This is a genomic window from Meridianimarinicoccus zhengii, assembly GCF_003254465.1.
Taxonomy (GTDB): domain Bacteria; phylum Pseudomonadota; class Alphaproteobacteria; order Rhodobacterales; family Rhodobacteraceae; genus Meridianimarinicoccus; species Meridianimarinicoccus zhengii.
Genome location: NZ_QDFI01000078.1, coordinates 1 through 18,261, shown reverse-complemented (window position 1 = coordinate 18,261; position 18,261 = coordinate 1). Strand labels below are relative to the sequence as shown.

The window sequence follows — 18,261 nt, the reverse complement described above, 5'->3', positions numbered from 1 at the left end:
CGGACCGGCCTGCTCGCGCGGCTCACGGGCCGCGCGGATGCGGCGGGCGCGCCGCGCCGCGCGCTCGACGACGACATGCTGGAAGAGATCGAGGATCTCCTGATCGCCGCCGACATGGGTGTCGACACCGCCGCGCGCGTCACCGCCGCCATGGCCGAGGGGCGCATGGGCACGCGCGTGTCCGCGCAGGACCTGCGCCGCCTGATGGCCGGTGAAATCGCCCGGATCATGGAGAACGTGGCGCGCCCCCTGCCGCTTTTCGGCAAGAAACCGCAGGTCGTGCTGGTCGTGGGTGTGAACGGGTCGGGTAAGACCACGACTATCGGCAAGCTGGCCAGCCAGTTCAAGGCCGCCGGCAAGTCGGTCGTGATCGCCGCGGGCGACACGTTCCGCGCCGCGGCCGTGGAGCAGTTGCAGGTCTGGGGCCAGCGCGCGGGCGTGCCCGTGCTGACGGCCACCGAGGGGTCCGACCCCGCAAGCCTTGCCTTCGACGCGCTGGCGAAGGCCCAGGCCGAGGGCGCGGACCTTCTGATGATCGACACCGCGGGGCGGCTGCAGAACCGCGCCGACCTGATGGAGGAACTGGCCAAGATCGTGCGCGTCCTGCGCAAGCGCGACCCGGAGGCGCCGCACACGACGCTCCTGGTGCTGGATGCCACCACGGGCCAGAATGCCGTGAGCCAGGTGGAGATCTTCCGCAAGATCGCGGACGTGTCGGGGCTGGTGATGACCAAGCTCGACGGGACCGCCAAGGGCGGGGTTCTCGTGGCGCTGGCGGACCGGTTCGGGCTGCCCATTCACGCCATCGGGGTGGGCGAACAGATCGACGATCTCGCCCCCTTCGACCCGGAGGAATTCGCCGCAGCCCTGACCGGTCTGTCGGACTGACGCCACGGCACGGTGCGCGACGCGGCCCGCATGGGCCAAGCTGCACCGGCCGCAGCGCCGGTGCCTCCCGGCCCGCCCGGCTGCGGAGCGCCTGCCTTGATTGACCCCGCCCGCGCGCTTGCCTATGCAGCCGCCAAGCACAGGGAACGCCCAGATGACCGCCACCGCACCAGAAACCACCCGGACAAGGCCCGACAGCTTCCAGGACATCATCCTGCGCTTGCAGTCCTACTGGGCGGCGAAGGGCTGCGCGATCCTGCAACCTTACGACATGGAGGTGGGCGCGGGCACCTTTCACCCGGCGACGACGCTACGCAGCCTCGGCGACCGGGCCTGGGCCGCAGCTTACGTGCAGCCGTCGCGCCGCCCCACGGATGGGCGCTATGGCGAAAACCCCAACCGGCTTCAGCACTACTACCAGTTCCAGGTGCTCATCAAACCCAGCCCGCCGGACTTGCAGGATCTCTATCTTGGCAGCCTGCAGGCCATCGGCATCGACATGGACCTGCACGACATCCGCTTCGTGGAGGACGACTGGGAAAGCCCCACTCTCGGCGCCTGGGGTCTGGGCTGGGAGGTCTGGTGCGACGGCATGGAAGTGTCGCAATTCACCTATTTCCAGCAGGTCGGCGGCCATGACTGCCGCCCCGTGTCGGGCGAGCTGACCTATGGGCTGGAACGGCTGGCGATGTATGTCCTTGGCGTCGATCACGTCATGGACATGCCGTTCAACAGCCCGGCGGCACCCATCCCGCTGACCTATGGCGACGTGTTCCGCCAGACCGAACAGGAATATTCCCGCTTCAACTTCGACACCGCCGACACCGCCAAGCTGCTGCAGCATTTCGAGGATGCGGAGGCCGAGTGCCGCGCGATCCTTGCCGCGCCCGCCGACGACCCCAAGACCGGCGCGCGGATCGTCATGGCGCATCCCGCTTACGACCAGTGCATCAAGGCCAGCCACCTCTTCAACCTGCTGGACGCGCGCGGCGTGATCTCGGTCACCGAGCGGCAGGCCTATATCGGGCGGGTGCGCGCGCTGGCCAAGGCCTGCGCCGATGCCTTCGTGCAGACCACGGCGGGCGGCTGGCAGGTCCCGGACACCGCCCATGGGTAAGTTCCTCGCCGCCCTGCTGGTGGGCTGTGGCGTGCTTGCGGGCGCGGGCATGTATTACCTGCAGGTCTATCACTACTACGTGGACGTGACGGATCAGGTGACCGATATCCGCCTGACCCCAGCGGCGGGCGGCGACCCGGTGCCGATCGGCGCGCAGGACCTGTCGGCGATCGACGCGGACAGCTCGCCCATCCGGTTCCGAGCGTGTTTCACAACTGACGCCAGCCTTGACCAGTTGACCGCCGACTACGCCGCCTACCCGGAGGCCGAGCCGTTGAACGCCCCAGGCTGGTTCGACTGCTTCGACGCCCGCGAGATCGGCGAAGCACTGGAGGCCGGCACCGCCCGTGCGTTCCTCGGCACCCGCGACATCACATGGGGCATCGACCGCGTCGTGGCCGTGCTGCCCGACGGGCGCGGCGTCGTCTGGCACCAGATCAACCCCTGCGGCGAAGTCGTGTTCGACGGCCAGCCGCTGCCCGATGGCTGCCCCCCACCCCCCGAAAGCGACTGACCATGCCCGACCTCCTGATCGAACTCTTCTCCGAGGAAATCCCGGCGCGGATGCAGGCCCGCGCGGCGGACGACCTGCGCAAGCTGGTCACGGATGGCGTGGTCGAGGCCGGTCTGACCTATGCGGGCGCGCGCGCCTTCGCCACGCCGCGGCGGCTGGCGCTGACCGTGCAGGGGCTGACCGCGCAAAGCCCCGCCACGCGCGAGGAGCGCAAAGGCCCCCGCGTGGACGCGCCGGAAAAGGCTGTGGAGGGGTTCTGCAAGTCGGCGGGCGTTGTGCGCGACGCGTTGCAGGTGCGCGACGACAAGAAGGGGCAGGTGTTCTTCGCCGTGATCGACCGGCCCGGGCGCGCGGCGGCCGAGATCGTGGCCGAGGTTCTTGAGGGGGCGATCCGCAACTTCCCCTGGCCCAAGTCGATGCGTTGGGGTGCGGGCGATCTGCGTTGGGTGCGGCCGCTGCATTCGATCCTGTGCATCCTGAGCGACGAGGCGGGGACCGACGTTGTGCCGCTGGAGGTGGGCGGGATCGCGTCGGGCGACACCACACGCGGGCATCGCTTCATGGCGCCGGGTGAATTTTCCGCCGCGAATTTCGACGATTACGCGGCGAAGCTGAAGCGCGCGAAAGTGGTGTTGGACGCCGAGGAGCGCGCTGCGCAGATCTGGCATGACGCCGAACAGGCGGCCTTCGCGCGGGGGTTGGAACTGGTGGAGGACAAGGGCCTGCTGGCCGAGGTCGCCGGTCTGGTGGAATGGCCCGTTGTCCTGCTGGGCGAGATCGACGAAGCCTTCCGGGGCCTGCCGCCCGAGGTGCTGCAGACCTCCATGAAAGAGCATCAGAAGTTCTTTTCCCTGCGCAATCCGGCGGTTGGTGGTCAGATCACCCATTTCGTGACCGTGGCGAACCGCGAGACGGCGGATGACGGGGCGACCATCCTTGCGGGCAATCAAAAGGTGCTTTCGGCCCGCCTGTCCGACGCGCGGTTCTTCTGGGAGAACGACCGCCGCGTGGCCGAGACCGGGATGGGCGCTTGGCTGGAGACGTTGAAGGACGTGACCTTTCACGCCAAGCTGGGCAGCCAGGCCGACCGGATCGAGCGCATCGCCGCACTGGCGCGGCAACTGGCGCCGGTGGTGGGTGCCGATGCGGATGCGGCCGAGCAGGCGGCACGGCTGGCCAAGGCCGATCTGGCCTCGGAAATGGTCTTTGAATTCCCGGAATTGCAAGGGGTTATGGGCCGCTATTACGCTTTGATGTCGGGCGCGTCCGAGGACGTGGCCACGGCGGCGCAGGACCATTATGCGCCGTTGGGGCCATCCGACGCGGTGCCCACCGCGCCCGTGTCGGTCGCCGTGGCACTGGCCGACAAGATCGACATGCTGACGGGGTTCTGGGCCATCGACGAGAAGCCGACGGGGAGCAAGGACCCCTTCGCCCTGCGAAGGGCGGCGCTGGGGGTGATCCGGCTGGTGCTAGAGAATGGGGTGCGTGGTCATCTTGTGATGATGTTGGATGATGGGGCCCTATTTCACGCAGATAAAAAAGCGGCTCCAATACTCGAAAATTGGAAGCATACTATCGAAGGGTCAGCAAAGGATTATGCTAGTCTCACCGAGGCTGTGAATACTTTTAGAAATACATCCCCATCCATAAAGGGTGTACTAAGTCGATTGGTTGAAAATTACTTTCCTCGTAAAGAGGATAAGGTGTCAATTGAAGGACTTGATGACTATATTGACAAATCGATAAGTGCTATCTTTAAAACAATCGTGCAAGAAACGTCAGAGTCGTGCAGAAGCCTTCTGCCTTTCCTTCACGACCGCCTCAAGGTCTATCTCCGCGACCGGGGCATTCCCCATGACGTGATCGACGCCTGCCTCGCGATGCCCAATGCCGACGACCTCCCCCTGCTGGTCAAACGGGCGGAGGCGCTGGCAGCGTTCCTCAAGACCGAAGACGGCGAAAACCTGATCCACGGCTTCAAGCGCGCCAACAACATCCTGACCCAGGCGGAACAGGCGGACGGCGTCGAATACTCCTTCGGCCCCGATCCGAAGCTCGCCCAGACCGACGAAGAACGCACGCTCTTCGCCGCGCTGGACGCGCAAGGGGCCGCGATCTCCTCGGCCATCGAGGCCGAGGATTTCGCGTCGGCCATGCGCGGCATGGCCTCCCTCCGCCGCCCAATCGACGCGTTCTTTGACGCGGTGCAGGTGAATGCTGACAACCAGATCGTCCGGCGCAACCGGCTGAACCTGCTGCACCGCATCCGCGATACCTGCCTGCAGGTGGCCGACCTTACCCGCCTGTCGGGCTGACCCGGCGCCAGCTTCTGTCCGGCAAGTATCCCCGCCGGAGGCTCCGTGCGCGTCACGCGCACGGAAACCGCGCCACGACCCCCATGTCCAACCCGCGCGCACCGCCACCACGGGCATACCCGCACCGCAGGTGCCGGGCCCAACGGGACGACACGTCCGCAGGATGTGGAGGACGGGCGGGAGCCCCCCCGTGCCCCGGCGCGGCGGCGGCAGATCGCGCTTCCACCGATCCCGGGCCCGCGCTACGCTGCAGCGCAGGAGCGGCCCGCCATGCAGAAACTCGTCACCTTCAAGGCCTTCACCACGATCACGCCCACGGCGCCGATCAGCCGCAACCAGCACGGCTACCGCGCCAAGTGCCTGCAGCGCCTTGTCCGCATGGGTCTGCCGGTACCGCGCACCGTCGCGCTGTCCTTCGACACCGTGGAACGCATCGCCGCCGGGCGCATGCCCGACGTGCGCGACCTGCTCGCGGGGTTCGGCGACGGGCCGCTCGTGTCGGTTCGCGCCAGCAGCCAGAACCCGGCCTGGGGCGGCCCGGCATCGGTCCTGAACATCGGCATGAACGATGCGCGCCACGCCGCCCTGTGCGACACGCTTGGCGTGACCGCTGCCAGCGCGCTTTACCTGCGCTTCATCCAGACCTACGCGGTGCGCGCCGCGCATCTGGACGCGGCCCTGTTCGACCCGGGCACCGAGGACGGGCCAGCCGCGGTCGCCGCCGCCCTGCGCGCCTACGAGGCCGAGACCGACAGCACCTTTCCGCAGGACCCGGAGGAGCAGCTTGCCGGCGTGCTGCGGTCCATGGCGCGGGCATGGATGTCCACCTCGGCGCGGCTCTTGCGGCAGGCGCGCGGCGCACCGGCGGACGCGGGCCTCGGGCTCGTGGTTCAGGAAATGGCACTGGGTGTGGGCGACACCGAAAGCGGCGCGGGCATCATCCAGTTCATCGACCCGGCCACCGGGCGGGCGCAGATCACCGGCCGCTACAAGAGCCAGAGCCAGGGCCGGGATGCCATGCGCGCGGGCGAGGGGGCGATGTACCTGACCCGCGATCCGCGCGGTCCGTCGCTGGAAGACATCTGCCCGCAGATCTTCGACGAGCTTGTCAGCCACGGGGAGGCCTGCCGGACCCGCCTGCGCGATGAGATGCAGATCGAATTCACGATACAGGCGGACCGGCTGGCGGTGATCGATGCCGTGACTGTGCCACGCAGCGCCCGTGCCGCCGTGCAGGTGGTCGTGGCACTTGCAGAGGACGGCGTGATTACCCGCGACGAGGCGCTGCTGCGCATCCCGCCGCGCGCGCTGAACGAGGTGCTGCACCCGCTGATCGACCCCGCGACTCCGCGCCGCGTCATCGTGCGCGGCATCGCGGCCAGCCCCGGGGCGGCGGCGGGCAAGCTGGTGTTTTCCTCCACCGTGGCGCAGGCGATGGCCGCACAGGGGGAGGCCTGCATCCTCGCCAAGCGCGAAACCAGCCCGGAGGACGTGCGCGGGATGCACGCGGCCCACGGTGTGTTGACGGAACGCGGAGGCGTGACCAGCCACGCAGCGGTGATCGCGCGTGGCCTGGGCGTGCCCTGCGTGGTGGGGGCGTCGCAGCTTTCCATCGACAAGAAGGCCCGGATCCTGCGCACCGCCGACGGCGCGGTGCTGCGCGAGGGCGACCTGATCACGCTCGACGGCACGACGGGCGAAGTTCTGTCGGGCGCGGTGCCGATGCTGCAACCCGCGCTGGACGAGGCCTTCGAAACCTTTCTCGGCTGGGCCGACGACGTGCGCGATATCGGCGTTCGGGTGAACGCCGATACGCCCGCCGACGCCCAGCTTGGCGCGCGCTTCGCGGCCGAGGGAATCGGGCTGTGCCGTACGGAGCACATGTTCTTCGCCGAGGATCGGCTGACCGCCATGCGCGAGTTGATCTTCGCAGACCTGCCCGCCGACCGGGCCGAGGCGTTGTCGCAGCTCCTGCCCATGCAGCGCGCCGATTTCACCGAGATATTCCGCATCATGGCGGGCAAACCTGTCTGCATCCGGCTGTTCGACCCGCCGTTGCACGAATTCCTGCCCCATGACCGGCAGGGGATGCTCGATCTGGCCGAGGCGCTGGGGCGCCCGTTTTCCGAAGTGCAGCGCCGGATCGACTCGATGCGCGAATACAACCCCATGCTCGGGCTGCGCGGCGTGCGGCTGGGGCTGACCGTGCCCGAGATCTACGACATGCAGGCGCGCGCGATCTTCGAGGCGGCGCTGGATATCCAAGCGGGCGGCGCGGCGCCGGTCGTGCCGGAAATCATGCTGCCGCTCGTGTCAGCCTGCCGCGAGGTCGAGATCGTCAAGAGCCGGATCGAGGCCGTGGCGGCCGCCGTGGCGGGGGAACGGGGCGTCGATCCGGTCTTCCGGTTGGGGGTGATGGTGGAAACCCCGCGCGCCGCGCTGCGGGCGGGCGATATCGCGCGGCATTGCGCGTTTCTGAGCTTCGGGACCAACGACCTGACGCAGATGACCTATGGCCTGTCGCGCGACGACGCGGGCCGGTTCATGGGCAGTTACGTGCGGCAGGGCGTGTTCCCGGAGGACCCGTTCCACACGCTCGACCGCGACGGGGTGGGCGAATTGCTGACGCTCGGCGCCGCGCGGGGCCGTGCGGCGCAGCCCGGTCTTGTGCTGTCGATCTGCGGCGAACATGGGGGCAACAGCGAATCCATCGCCTTCTGCCGGGACGCGGGATTCGACCATGTGTCCTGTTCGCCCTATCGCGTTCCGCTCGCGCGGCTGGCCGCGGCCCAGATTGCGCTGAAATCCGCCGATACAGGATAACCGCGCAAACCCCTGCGCCATAGGGCCTTGCGCCGGATTTTCAGCAGATTTTCGCCAACCGGCGCGGCACCGGACCGCGAATCGGGTTGGCCGGTTTGCCCTGCACCCGGCCCTGTGGCTAGACCGTCTCTGCTGAACTGGAAGACGGGATACGAACGTGGCATTGCGAAACGGCATTATGGCCTTGGCAACGGGTGTGGCACTGGCGGCGGGCGCGGCCCAGGCTGGCGCGACGCTGAGCGCGTCGAACGATCCGTCGATCGGGCTGCACGGCAAGCTCAGCGCCCTGTTCGGGCAAGAGAAATCGGCGATCGACCGGCTGAACGACGGCGCGCTGCGCCGGTTCGTGGCGCCCGACGTTGCACTCGGTGAGATCGGCGATGTGGATTACTCACGCCAGTGGCTGGCGGGGCTGGACGCGCCCGCCATGGACGATGCGGGCCTCAAATGCCTGGCCGAGGCGCTGTACTTCGAGGCGCGGGGCGAAAGCGTGAAGGGCCAGTTCGCCGTGGCCGAGGTGATCCTGAACCGGGTCGCGTCCCCCGCCTATCCCGATGACGTGTGCGGGGTCATCAAGCAAGGCACGGGTCGCAAGTATCAGTGCCAGTTTACATATACCTGCGATGGCCATCCCGAACGCATCGGCGAACCCGCCGCGTTCGAACAGGTCAGCAAGGTCGCGTATGTAAGCCTGAGCGGTGTTGCCGAACCGCTCACCGACGGCGCCACCCATTACCACACGAAACATGTAAGCCCGTCCTGGGCGCGCAAGTTTCCGCGGACCGCGACCATCGGCGTGCATCATTTCTACCGGCAACCGGTGCAGGTGGCGAACCCCTGAAATCCGGGTTAGGTCTGCCCGAACCGCCACACGCGCCGCGCCGGAGCCGACCTTGACCCGACCGACCCTGCTGCACCCCGCCAGCCTGCCCGATGCCGGACAGGCGCCCGCGAACACGCCGCCCGACCGCATCTTCCTGCGCGACCACGTGGTCGAGGCGGAAATCGGTGCCTTCCAGGCCGAACGGGGTGTGCGCCAGCGGGTTCGCTTCACCATCGTTGCCGATCTCGCACCACACCCCGTTGCCGCCGGATGCGATGACGTGGACACGATCCTCAGCTATGACCTGCTGCTCGACGCGATCCGCGCCGAAATGATGGGCCGCCGGATCAACCTGCTGGAAACGCTGGCCGAAGGGATCGCCGCGCGGGTGCTCGCCCATGGCGGGGTCGCGGCCGTGCATGTGACCATCGAAAAGCTTGACCGCGTGCCCGGCACGCTGGGGGTGGAAATCACCCGCACCCGCCCGCGCGCCGTGCCGCTGGAGGCGCTGCCCGTGGCGGTGCCCGAGAACGCGCTGGTCGCGTTGCTCGATGGCGCGGCGCTGGCGGTGGCGCACGACCTGTCGGCGCGGCTCGATGCGCTGGTGGCGCTGGGGCCTGCCGTGCTGTGCGTCGATGCGCCGGGCGCGCCGCGCGGGCACGTACCCGCTGCGGTACAGCGGCGGCTCGATCTGCTGGCCTTCGAACAGGCGGCATGGCGGCTTGCGGCGCGCGATCCGCGCTGCGTCGTCGTGGACAGCCGGACCGAACTCGACTGGGGGCTGCGCAACGGGCAGGTATCCGTCTGGGCGCCGTCGAAGATCGTTGTGGATGCGCGGGACGACACGCCGCCCGCGCCGCTGGCGATGGCGGCGCTGGCGCCGTGGCTGGCGCGGCGGCTCGGCATTGGGCGGATGGCGCGGCTGGGTGCTGCCGGGCTGGAGGTCGCAAACCTTGACTGACGCAGCCCTGCGCCCGCTGCGCCCGGTCGTGCAGACCGGTCCGCGCCCCGACGATGCCGTGCCACTGGCCGGGGGCTGGGCATGGTTTACCGGCGTGGACCTCGTGCGCCGTGACGGCCCGCCGATCCGGCTTGGTCCCGGCGATCTCACCGAAGCCGAGCGTCTGCGCCTGACCGCCCCGCGCGCCCCCTTGCCGGGCGTCGTGCCGGACCGCCCCGCCCTCATGGGCATCCTCAACGTCACGCCGGACAGTTTTTCCGATGGCGGGCTGTTCCACGATGGGGACGCCGCGCGCGCCCAGGGCCGTGCGCTCGTGCAGGCCGGTGCGGATATCGTCGATATCGGCGGTGAATCCACGCGACCCGGTTCCGACCCGGTGCCCGAGGCGGAAGAGCGCGCGCGAATCCTGCCGGTGATCGCCGCACTGCACGGCGCGGGCATCGGGCCGATCTCGGTCGATACGCGCAAGGCGGCGGTGGCCGGTCCCGCGCTCGATGCCGGGGCGGCGATCGTCAACGATGTCTCGGCGCTCGGGTTCGACCCGGCGCTGGCACCGCTCGTGGCCGCGCGCGGCGTGCCGGTCTGCCTGATGCACGCGCAGGGCGATCCGAAGACCATGCAGGATGCGCCCAGCTATACCGATGTCACGCTGGACGTTTTTGACTGGCTCGCGGGCCGCATCGCTTTGGCCGCGGCGGCGGGCATTCCCCGTGAGCGGATCATCGTCGATCCCGGCATCGGCTTCGGCAAGACGGTGGCGCACAACCTTCAGTTGCTGCGCGACATCGCCGTGTTCCATGCGCTCGGCTGCCCCGTGCTGCTGGGTGCGTCGCGCAAGCGTTTCATTGGCGTGATCGGCGGTGGCGAAACCCCGCCGGACCGGGTGCATGGGTCTGTTGCCGTGGCGCTGCACGCTGTGGCACAAGGTGTTAATATCCTGCGTGTGCACGACGTGGCCGAAACCAGACAGGCATTGAACCTGCAGATGGCCCTGATCAGCGGCGCGGGGAAACCGCGGGCATGACCGACCGCACGAGGGGCAGAGGGACGACAGACCATGGGCAACAGGACCCTTTTCGGAACCGACGGGGTGCGCGGGCGCGCCAACAGCTATCCGATGACCGCCGATATGGCGCTGAAACTTGGCGCGGCGGCCGGGCGCTTTTTCCGGCGCGACGGGCGCAACGGGCATCGTGTCGTGATCGGCAAGGATACGCGCCTGTCCGGCTACATGCTGGAGAACGCGCTGACGGCGGGGCTGACCTCCACCGGCATGAACGTTCTGCTGCTCGGGCCGGTGCCGACCCCGGCGGTGGGATTCCTGACCACGTCGATGCGCGCCGATCTCGGGATCATGATCTCGGCCAGCCACAACCCGAGCACGGACAATGGCATCAAGTTCTTCGGGCCTGACGGGTTCAAGCTGTCCGATGCCGCCGAGTCCGAGATCGAAACGCTCGCACTGGGTCAGGTGGAGCCCGTGCAGCCGGACAATATTGGTCGCGCGCGCCGCGTGGACGAAGGGCGCATGCGCTATGTCGAATACGTCAAGACGACCTTTCCGCGGCAGTTGCGCCTGTCGGGGCTGAAGATCGTCGTCGATTGCGCCCATGGTGCCGCGTGGCGCGCGGCACCGGAAATCCTGTGGGAACTCGGGGCCGATGTGGTGGCGATCGGCGTCGATCCGAACGGGCGCAACATCAATGACGGCGTGGGCTCGACAGCGCCCGAGGCCGCGGCGCGGGCCGTTCTGGACCACGGCGCGGATTTGGGCATCTGCCTAGACGGCGACGCGGACCGGGTGATCGTGATCGACGAAACGGGGCGCGTCTGCGACGGCGACCAGATCATGGGGCTGCTGGCCAGCCGCTGGTCCGAACAGGGGCGGCTGGCGGGCAACACGCTGGTGGCGACCGTGATGTCGAATCTCGGGCTGGAACGTTTCCTCGACGCGCGCGGGATCGTGCTGGAACGCGCTGCGGTGGGCGACCGCTACGTCGTGGAGGCGATGCGCCGCGGCGGCTGGAACCTCGGCGGCGAACAGTCGGGCCACATCGTGATGACCGACCACGCCACCACCGGCGACGGGATCATGGCCGCGCTCCAGGTGCTGGCCGCGATGGTGCAGACGGGCAAGCCGGCTTCCGCGCTGACCCGCGTGTTCGAACCGTGCCCGCAACTGCTGCGCAACGTACGCTATGCCGCAGGGTCAGATCCGTTGGCGCAACGGTCCGTCAAGGACGCGATCCGCACCGGCGATGCCGCGCTGAACGGGCAGGGGCGGCTCCTGATCCGCAAGTCTGGCACCGAACCCCTGATCCGCGTCATGGCCGAGGCCGAGGACGAGGCGCTGATGACCCGCGTCGTCGAGGATGTGGTGGCGGCGGTCAGCGCGGCGGCCCCCGTAACCGCCTGACCGCGGCGGATGGGCACGAACATGGGCCGGGGTGCCCCCCGGCCCATGCGATTTCGACCGGCGGCGATCAGTTCCGCGCCTTGTCCACCATCTTTCCGGCAGAGATCCAAGGCATCATCGCCCGAAGCTTCTCGCCCACCTGTTCGATCTGGTGTTCGTCGTTCAGGCGGCGGGTTGCCTTGAACATCGGCTGGCCCACGGCGTTTTCCTGCATGAAGTCGCGCACGAAACGGCCGCTCTGGATGTCGGTCAGAACCGCCTTCATCCGCGCTTTCGTCTCCTCGTAGGGCAGGATGCGCGGGCCGCTGACATATTCGCCATACTCGGCCGTGTTCGAGATCGAGTAGTTCATGTTGGCGATGCCGCCTTCGTAGATCAGGTCCACGATCAGCTTGACCTCGTGCAGGCACTCGAAATAGGCCATCTCGGGTTCGTAGCCCGCTTCGACCAGCGTTTCGAACCCCATGCGGATCAGTTCGACCAGCCCGCCGCACAGCACCGCCTGTTCGCCGAACAGGTCCGTTTCGCATTCCTGGCGGAAGTTTGTTTCGATAATGCCGGAGCGCCCGCCGCCGATGGCCGAGCAATAGGACAGGCCGATTTCCAGCGCGCGGCCCGACGCATCGTTGTGAACGGCCACAAGGCAGGGCACGCCGCCGCCCTTGGTGTATTCGCCGCGCACCGTATGGCCGGGGCCCTTGGGCGCCATCATGATGACGTCGATGCCGGGCTTCGGCTCGATCAGGCCGAAATGCACGTTCAGACCATGGGCAAAGGCGATGGCCGACCCTTCGCGCAGGTTGTCGTGGACGTGCTTGCGATAGGTTTCGGCCTGCAGCTCGTCGGGCATGGTGAACATGATCAGGTCGCACCAGGCCGCCGCCTCGGCGATGCCCATGACCTGCAGCCCTTCGGCTTCGGCCTTCGCGGCCGAGGGCGAGCCGTCGCGCAGCGCCACGACGACATTCTTCGCGCCGCTGTCGCGCAGGTTCAGGGCGTGGGCGTGGCCCTGGCTGCCATAGCCGAGGATTGCCACCTTCTTGTCCTTGATCAGGTTGATGTCGCAGTCGCGGTCATAATACACGCGCATGATCGGTGTCCTTCCGTTCGTTTCTTGTGTGCTGCAGCCTAACGCCCCACATCGCGCGATGCGTGAAGAAATATCCTGTCAATTGGCGCCCGTGCGAGATATTCATTCTTGGAATTTGCCGTATCTAGGAATTCCATGCAGATCGACGATCAGGACCGCCGCCTCCTTCGCCAGTTCCAGGCCGACCCGTCGCAATCCGCCGCCGAGCTTGCCGAACGCACCGGCCTGACCCGCGCCGCGGCGTGGCGCAGGCTGGAACGGCTGCGCGAGACCGGCGTGATCCGCGGCGTTCGCGGCGTGATCGACTGGCGCGCGCTGGGATACGACGTGGAGGTGTCGCTGCGCCTGACGCTCGACAAGTCGCAATCCAACGCTTTCGACACGGTCATCGCCGCCGCGCGCGACATCCCCGAGGTGATCGAGATCCAGACCTTTCTCGGGCGGGTGGACCTGCGCCTGTCGGTGATCGCGCGGGACATGCCCCATTACCAGGATCTGTACCGCAGCCGCATCCTGACCCTGCCGCATATCGCCGAAATCGAGGCGCTGATGCAGGTGGCCACGATCCGGCAGACCGATACGCTGCCGCTGTGATGGACCTTGACGATACCGACCGGGCGCTGCTGCGCGCGCTGGCGCAGGATGCGTCGGTCAGCGCAGGGGCGCTGGCACGCCGCTTCGGGTTGAGCCAGCCGACGGCATGGCGGCGGGTCCGGCGGCTGGAAGAGGCCGGAATACTGGCGGGCCGTCGGCTCGATCTCGATCCTGCCGCGCTGGGGTTCGGGGTGACCGTGTTTCTTGGCGTGAAGCTGGCCGCACGAGGGCGCGTGAGCCTTGAGGATTTCGAACGCGCGATCACGGCTATCCCCGAGGTGCAGGCGGTGCATCACGTCCTTGGCCGCTACGACTACCGGCTGCGGGTCGTGGCGCGGGACCTGTCGGATTTCGAACGCGTGCTGCGGCGGCGGATCATGACCCTCCCGGCCGTGGGCGAGATCGAGGCGAACGTGCTTCTGAGCGAAGAACGCCGCCCCGGTCCGCTGGGCTAGGGCAGATCAGCTTCGCGCGCCAAGCCCCAGTTGCATCAGGGTCCGGCGCAGTGGCGCGATCTCGTGCAGCGCCGCGATGCCCGCGCCGCGCAGGTCTCTGATTGGCCGCAGGGCCGCCATGGACGTGCGGTTCAGCATGTCGATCCCCGTCACCCGCAGCGCCACGTCCGGCCGCCGCGCGCGGCCATAGGCAGTCAGCACCTCGGGCGCGCCGGGATCGTCGGCCTTGACCGCCAGGTCCACAAGGCAGCGGATATCGGCCAGCGACATGTTCATCCCCTGCGCGCCGATGGGCGGCACCACATGCGCGGCTTCGGCCACCAGCGCCGTGCGTTCGGCGTGGAACCGATCCGCGATCTGGCTGATGATCGGCCAGATGGAGCGCCGCCCCGTCAGAGTCAACGGCCCGTAGATCGCGCCCGACCGCGCGGTCGCCGCCGCGCTGAACGCCGCCGGGTCGAGCGCCATGAGCCGCTGCGCCTCGGGCCCGCGTTCCATCCACACGACCGCCGAACAGGGCCTGCCGTCCCGGTCGGGCAGGGGCACCAGCGTGAAGGGCCCGCCGCTGCGGTGGATCTCGGTCGAGATGTTGTCATGCGGGGCATCATGCGTCACGGCAAAGGCCAGCGCCTTCTGCCCATAGCGCAGGGTTCGCACGCCAATCCCGGCAGCCTGCCGCAGGGGCGAATGCCGCCCGTCCGCGGCCACCACCAGCCGCGCGCGCAGGGTGCTGCCGTCGTCCAGCGTCACAAGGGCGGCACCGGACCGTGTCAGCACGCCGGCAACCCCGGTGCCGGGGCGATACGCGACCGCGTCGTTCCCCGCGAGGGCCGCCACGAATTCCCGGCGCAGCAGCCAGTTGGGCAGGTTCCAGCCGAAGGGCAACGGGCCGATATCGTCGGCCTCGAAGTCCCGGCTGACACGTGGCGCGGGATGGGCGCCGCCCGCATCGACGATCCGCATCGTGGCCAGCGGTGTCGCGTGTTGGGCAAGCCGCTCCCAAAGCCCGATCTCGTCCAGAAAACGCCGCGACGGTTGCAGCAGCGCCGTGGTGCGCAGGTCGGCATCCGGGTCGTCCGCGTCGGTCACCGCCGGGCGCGGGTCGACGACCAGAGACCTGAACCCGCGATGACCAAAGGCCGCAGCCGCAACCAGCCCCGCCGGTCCGCCCCCGGCCACGAGAACATCGACATCCCACACCGTGCTGTTCATACCGCAAGCCTCCGTCCGCGATCCGCGATCCAACACATAGCAGCGCCGCCCGGCGCGGCGAGGCGTCAAACTGACCACCCTGACCCGCGCCGCAAGGCCGTAGTCAGCCGCGCGAGATCAGGACCAGCATGACGAAGGCTGCGAGCACCATCAGCAGGGCCGGCACGATCAGCCCGGCAAAGCCGAACAGCGCGTAGCCGCCGCCCCAGATCGCCGCCACCGCCAGCGCCAGCCCCGCGGCCTGCCATTCGCCGCGGCTCCATCCGAACAGGACCGGTCGGGTCGCGCTGTCGTCGTCGTGATCGTCGGCCATGTAACTGTTCCTTCGTGTCGGTTGCGGTCAGGTGCGTGTGTTTTCACATTGGGGCAAGCCCGGATGTCCGGTCTTGCGGCTGTCATCCACCCGCCCCAGCAGCGCGGTCAGGTCCGCCGTGTGGTGATGGATATGCGGGCGCGGATCGGCCGTTTCGGCGACATGGACGGTCGCCATGCCCAGCCGGTGCGGCACTTCGAGATTGCGCGGATCGTCCTCGATCATCACCGCCGCCGCGGGGTCGATCCCGTCGCGCGCGTGGATCGTGGCAAAGGCCGCGTGATCCGGCTTGGACAGGTACCCGGCGTGTTCCAGCCCGTAGACCGCGTCGAAAACGCCCGCGAGTCCCCGTGCCTCCAGCACCCGCGCGGCGTGGGCGGCCGACCCGTTCGTGTGCACGATCCGGCGCCCGGGCAGGGCGGCGATGGCGCCGCGCAATGCGGGGTCCGGCGTCAGCGCGTCAAGTCGGATGTCGTGCACATGGGCAAGATAGGCGTCGGGGTCGATGGCGTGGTGGTGCATCAGCCCGGCCAGTGTCGTTCCATGCGACTGCCAGTAGCCGTGGCGCAGCCGATCCGCCGCCGCCCGGTCCAGCCCGAGGGCCGTCATGATGAAGCCCGCGATCCGCGCATTGATCTGGTCGAACAGCCGCGCGGCGGGTGGGTAAAGCGTGTTGTCGAGATCGAAGACCCAGGCCCGACGTGCGCCTAACGCCGGAATACCGGGCGCTGGACAGGTCACGGGCTCTGGTATACCATCGTATGCTGGAGGATGCGCCATGTCAGTGATCAAGCCCAGCCATCGCGATGCGTACGACCTGATCCTCGAAGCCATCGATACCGGCCTGTACCGGCCGGGCGACCGGCTCGTGGAATCCGACCTTGCCGAGCGCTTCGGCATGTCGCGGACCCCGATCCGCGAGGCGCTCCAGCGGCTTGAAACGCAAAGCCTGCTGACGCGCGACGGGCGCAGCCTGATCGTGGCATCGCTCGACCACAACCAGCTGGCCGAACTGTACATCGTCCGGGCGGAGCTGGAAGGCCTTGCCGCCCGCCTTGCCGCCCAGCACGGCACGACCGAGGAAATCCGCGTGCTGCGCGACATGCTGGCCGCGGACAAGGCGCTCATCCACGACCCGAACGCGCTGTCGCGGGCCAACCGTCGGTTCCACAAGCAGATCCATCTCGCGTCCCATAACAGGTATCTGGTGCAGCAACTGGATCTTGTCCACCGCTCGATGGCGCTTCTGGCGTCGACCTCGCTTGCGGTGCACGGACGCGGCGAAACGGCGCTGGCGGAACATGCCGACATCGTGGCGGCGATCGCCGCCCGTGACGGCGCCCGGGCCGAGGCGGCGCTCAAGACCCATATCTCCCAAGCCTTCGTGACGCGGCTGAAGAACGACGCGCGCGATCTTGGCGATGCCGGTTTTTCCGGCGGCCTCGACGCGGCGGAGTGACGGCCTTCAGGCGGGGGCGGCCTGCACCGGCATGTCCGGTTCGCTGTCCTCCGTCATGCCGTGGTCGGTCTTGTCCCAGAAGAACGGGCGATACAGCAGTTCGGCCAGCGCCTTCGCCGCCGCCAGCGTGGTCAGCATGTAATAGAAATTCATCGTCAACACCCATGGCCACAGCCCGCGCCGCCCGGTACGGTTCAGCGCGACCGCGGCGAGCGTGATGTTCACCGCCTCGGACAGGACGAGCAGCCCGGTCACCGCAACCAGCCCCCACATGCCCAGCACCGGCGCCAGCGGGTGGGGCAGGCCCGCCGCCACGAGCCACCAGCTCCAGAGCACGGGCGCGGTCAGCGCCTGCAGCAGCGACGCCAGGAACATCACCTGCACCCCGACAAAACCTACGGCGCCGAGATCCCGCCACAGCCGCAGCGGGTGGCGCATATGGGTGATGTAGGTCATCGCGTAGCCCTTCAGCCAGCGCGACCGCTGCCGCACCCAGGGCCAGAAATTGCGCGTCGCCTCCTCCCGCGTGGTCGTGTCGATCAGTTCGGTCCGAAAGCCCGCCCGCGCCAGCCGCAGGCCCAGATCCGCGTCTTCCGTGACGTTGAACGCATCCCATCGCCCCAGCCGGTCCAGCACCTCGCGCCGGAAGAACAGGGTCGTGCCGCCCAGCGGCACCGCCATGCCCAGCCGCGCGATGCCCGGCAGGATCATCGAGAACCAGATCGCGTAATCGATGGTGAAACAGCGGGTCAGCCACGTGTCATGCGCGTTGTAGAACGACAGCCGCCCCTGGAGACAGGCGACCTCGGGCGGGCTGTCCGCAAAGCGCGCGACCACCAGCGCGATCTGGTCCGGGTCCGGCGCGTCCTCCGCGTCGTAGACGCCCACGATGCTGCCGCGGCAGTGATCCAGCGCATAGTTCAGTGCGCGCGGCTTGGTCTTCACGCTGCCCGCGGGCACGACGATCACCCGCACATGCGGCGGCAAGGCGGTGGCCGCAAGGCAGTCGCGTGTCACGCGGTCGGCCTCTTCCACCACGAGGCAGATGTCGAGCAGCGCGCGGGGATACTTGATCCGCGCCAGCCGCCGCAGGAGCCGCCCCGCGATCCGGTCCTCCCGCAGAAGCGGCACGAGCAGCGACACGACCGGACGGCGCAGGCCCGGCGCCGGGTGCAGGGTCACGACGCGCCCGTCCCCCATGCCCGGCACGGCGCGGGCGGGGTGCCGCGCGAGTGCCGTCCAGCAGGCCACGGCCTTCAGCCCGGTCAGCGCCAGAAG

General features: G+C 68.5%; 17 protein-coding genes. 12 read left to right on the top strand and 5 right to left on the bottom strand.

Annotated features, from left to right (window positions below; translation table 11 throughout):
• The 9 genes from ftsY to glmM all read left to right on the top strand — a co-directional run.
• Positions 1 to 888: signal recognition particle-docking protein FtsY (gene ftsY / locus DDE13_RS18645; RefSeq protein WP_111405760.1), on the top strand; the 888-nt coding region annotated here is incomplete at its 5' end.
• 154 nt (positions 889 to 1,042) lie between these two features.
• Positions 1,043 to 2,005, top strand: a complete 963-nt coding sequence (locus tag DDE13_RS18640) for a glycine--tRNA ligase subunit alpha (protein ID WP_111405759.1) — start codon at positions 1,043 to 1,045, stop codon at positions 2,003 to 2,005.
• Positions 1,998 to 2,519, top strand: a complete 522-nt coding sequence (locus DDE13_RS18635) for a DUF6446 family protein (protein ID WP_111405758.1) — start codon at positions 1,998 to 2,000, stop codon at positions 2,517 to 2,519. The genes DDE13_RS18640 and DDE13_RS18635 overlap by 8 nt, the downstream gene beginning before the upstream one ends.
• Before the next feature lie 2 nt (positions 2,520 to 2,521).
• Positions 2,522 to 4,837, top strand: a complete 2,316-nt coding sequence (gene glyS / locus DDE13_RS18630) for a glycine--tRNA ligase subunit beta (RefSeq protein ID WP_111405757.1) — start codon at positions 2,522 to 2,524, stop codon at positions 4,835 to 4,837.
• A gap of 270 nt (positions 4,838 to 5,107) precedes the next feature.
• On the top strand, positions 5,108 to 7,660 hold the full coding sequence (locus tag DDE13_RS18625; protein ID WP_111405756.1) for a putative PEP-binding protein: 2,553 nt from the start codon (positions 5,108 to 5,110) through the stop codon (positions 7,658 to 7,660).
• Between the two features lie 157 nt (positions 7,661 to 7,817).
• Entirely contained in the window at positions 7,818 to 8,501 is a 684-nt protein-coding gene (locus tag DDE13_RS18620) for a cell wall hydrolase (RefSeq protein WP_394340312.1), read from the top strand.
• Between the two features lie 52 nt (positions 8,502 to 8,553).
• On the top strand, positions 8,554 to 9,444 hold the full coding sequence (locus DDE13_RS18615; RefSeq protein ID WP_222626139.1) for a dihydroneopterin aldolase: 891 nt from the start codon (positions 8,554 to 8,556) through the stop codon (positions 9,442 to 9,444).
• The gene (folP, locus tag DDE13_RS18610) at positions 9,437 to 10,468 is read left to right on the top strand and encodes a dihydropteroate synthase (RefSeq protein WP_222626140.1); all 1,032 of its coding nucleotides are present in this window, start codon (positions 9,437 to 9,439) and stop codon (positions 10,466 to 10,468) included. Before DDE13_RS18615 ends, folP begins: the two co-directional genes overlap by 8 nt.
• A 33-nt stretch (positions 10,469 to 10,501) precedes the next feature.
• Positions 10,502 to 11,860 carry a phosphoglucosamine mutase gene (gene glmM / locus DDE13_RS18605; RefSeq protein ID WP_111405753.1) on the top strand — a complete coding sequence of 453 codons (1,359 nt, stop codon included), beginning with the start codon at positions 10,502 to 10,504 and terminating at the stop codon, positions 11,858 to 11,860.
• A 67-nt stretch (positions 11,861 to 11,927) separates the two neighbouring features.
• Here glmM and ilvC read toward each other — a convergent pair whose 3' ends face one another.
• Positions 11,928 to 12,950, bottom strand: a complete 1,023-nt coding sequence (gene ilvC / locus DDE13_RS18600; RefSeq protein WP_111405752.1) for a ketol-acid reductoisomerase — start codon at positions 12,948 to 12,950, stop codon at positions 11,928 to 11,930.
• Between the two features lie 135 nt (positions 12,951 to 13,085).
• Between ilvC and DDE13_RS18595 the strand changes: the two genes are divergently transcribed.
• Positions 13,086 to 13,544 carry an Lrp/AsnC family transcriptional regulator gene (locus DDE13_RS18595; RefSeq protein WP_111405751.1) on the top strand — a complete coding sequence of 153 codons (459 nt, stop codon included), beginning with the start codon at positions 13,086 to 13,088 and terminating at the stop codon, positions 13,542 to 13,544.
• A complete protein-coding gene (locus tag DDE13_RS18590; protein ID WP_111405750.1) occupies positions 13,541 to 13,999 on the top strand; it encodes an Lrp/AsnC family transcriptional regulator in 459 nt (152 codons plus the stop codon). The genes DDE13_RS18595 and DDE13_RS18590 overlap by 4 nt, the downstream gene beginning before the upstream one ends.
• A 6-nt stretch (positions 14,000 to 14,005) precedes the next feature.
• On the opposite strand, the gene DDE13_RS18585 is transcribed toward DDE13_RS18590, so the two are convergent.
• The 3 genes from DDE13_RS18585 to DDE13_RS18575 form a co-directional block, all read right to left on the bottom strand.
• The gene (locus DDE13_RS18585) at positions 14,006 to 15,211 is read right to left on the bottom strand and encodes a UbiH/UbiF family hydroxylase (protein WP_111405749.1); all 1,206 of its coding nucleotides are present in this window, start codon (positions 15,209 to 15,211) and stop codon (positions 14,006 to 14,008) included.
• A gap of 103 nt (positions 15,212 to 15,314) precedes the next feature.
• Complete coding sequence (locus DDE13_RS18580; protein WP_111405748.1) at positions 15,315 to 15,524, bottom strand: hypothetical protein; 210 nt, start codon at positions 15,522 to 15,524, stop codon at positions 15,315 to 15,317.
• A gap of 27 nt (positions 15,525 to 15,551) precedes the next feature.
• On the bottom strand, positions 15,552 to 16,265 hold the full coding sequence (locus DDE13_RS18575; protein WP_235868771.1) for a pyrimidine 5'-nucleotidase: 714 nt from the start codon (positions 16,263 to 16,265) through the stop codon (positions 15,552 to 15,554).
• Positions 16,266 to 16,302: 37 nt separating this feature from the next.
• On the opposite strand from DDE13_RS18575, the gene DDE13_RS18570 reads away from it, so the two are divergent.
• Positions 16,303 to 16,983 carry a GntR family transcriptional regulator gene (locus DDE13_RS18570; RefSeq protein ID WP_111405746.1) on the top strand — a complete coding sequence of 227 codons (681 nt, stop codon included), beginning with the start codon at positions 16,303 to 16,305 and terminating at the stop codon, positions 16,981 to 16,983.
• A 6-nt stretch (positions 16,984 to 16,989) separates the two neighbouring features.
• Here DDE13_RS18570 and DDE13_RS18565 read toward each other — a convergent pair.
• The coding region (locus DDE13_RS18565; RefSeq protein ID WP_162631091.1) for a glycosyltransferase at positions 16,990 to 18,261 on the bottom strand (1,272 nt) is incomplete at its 5' end.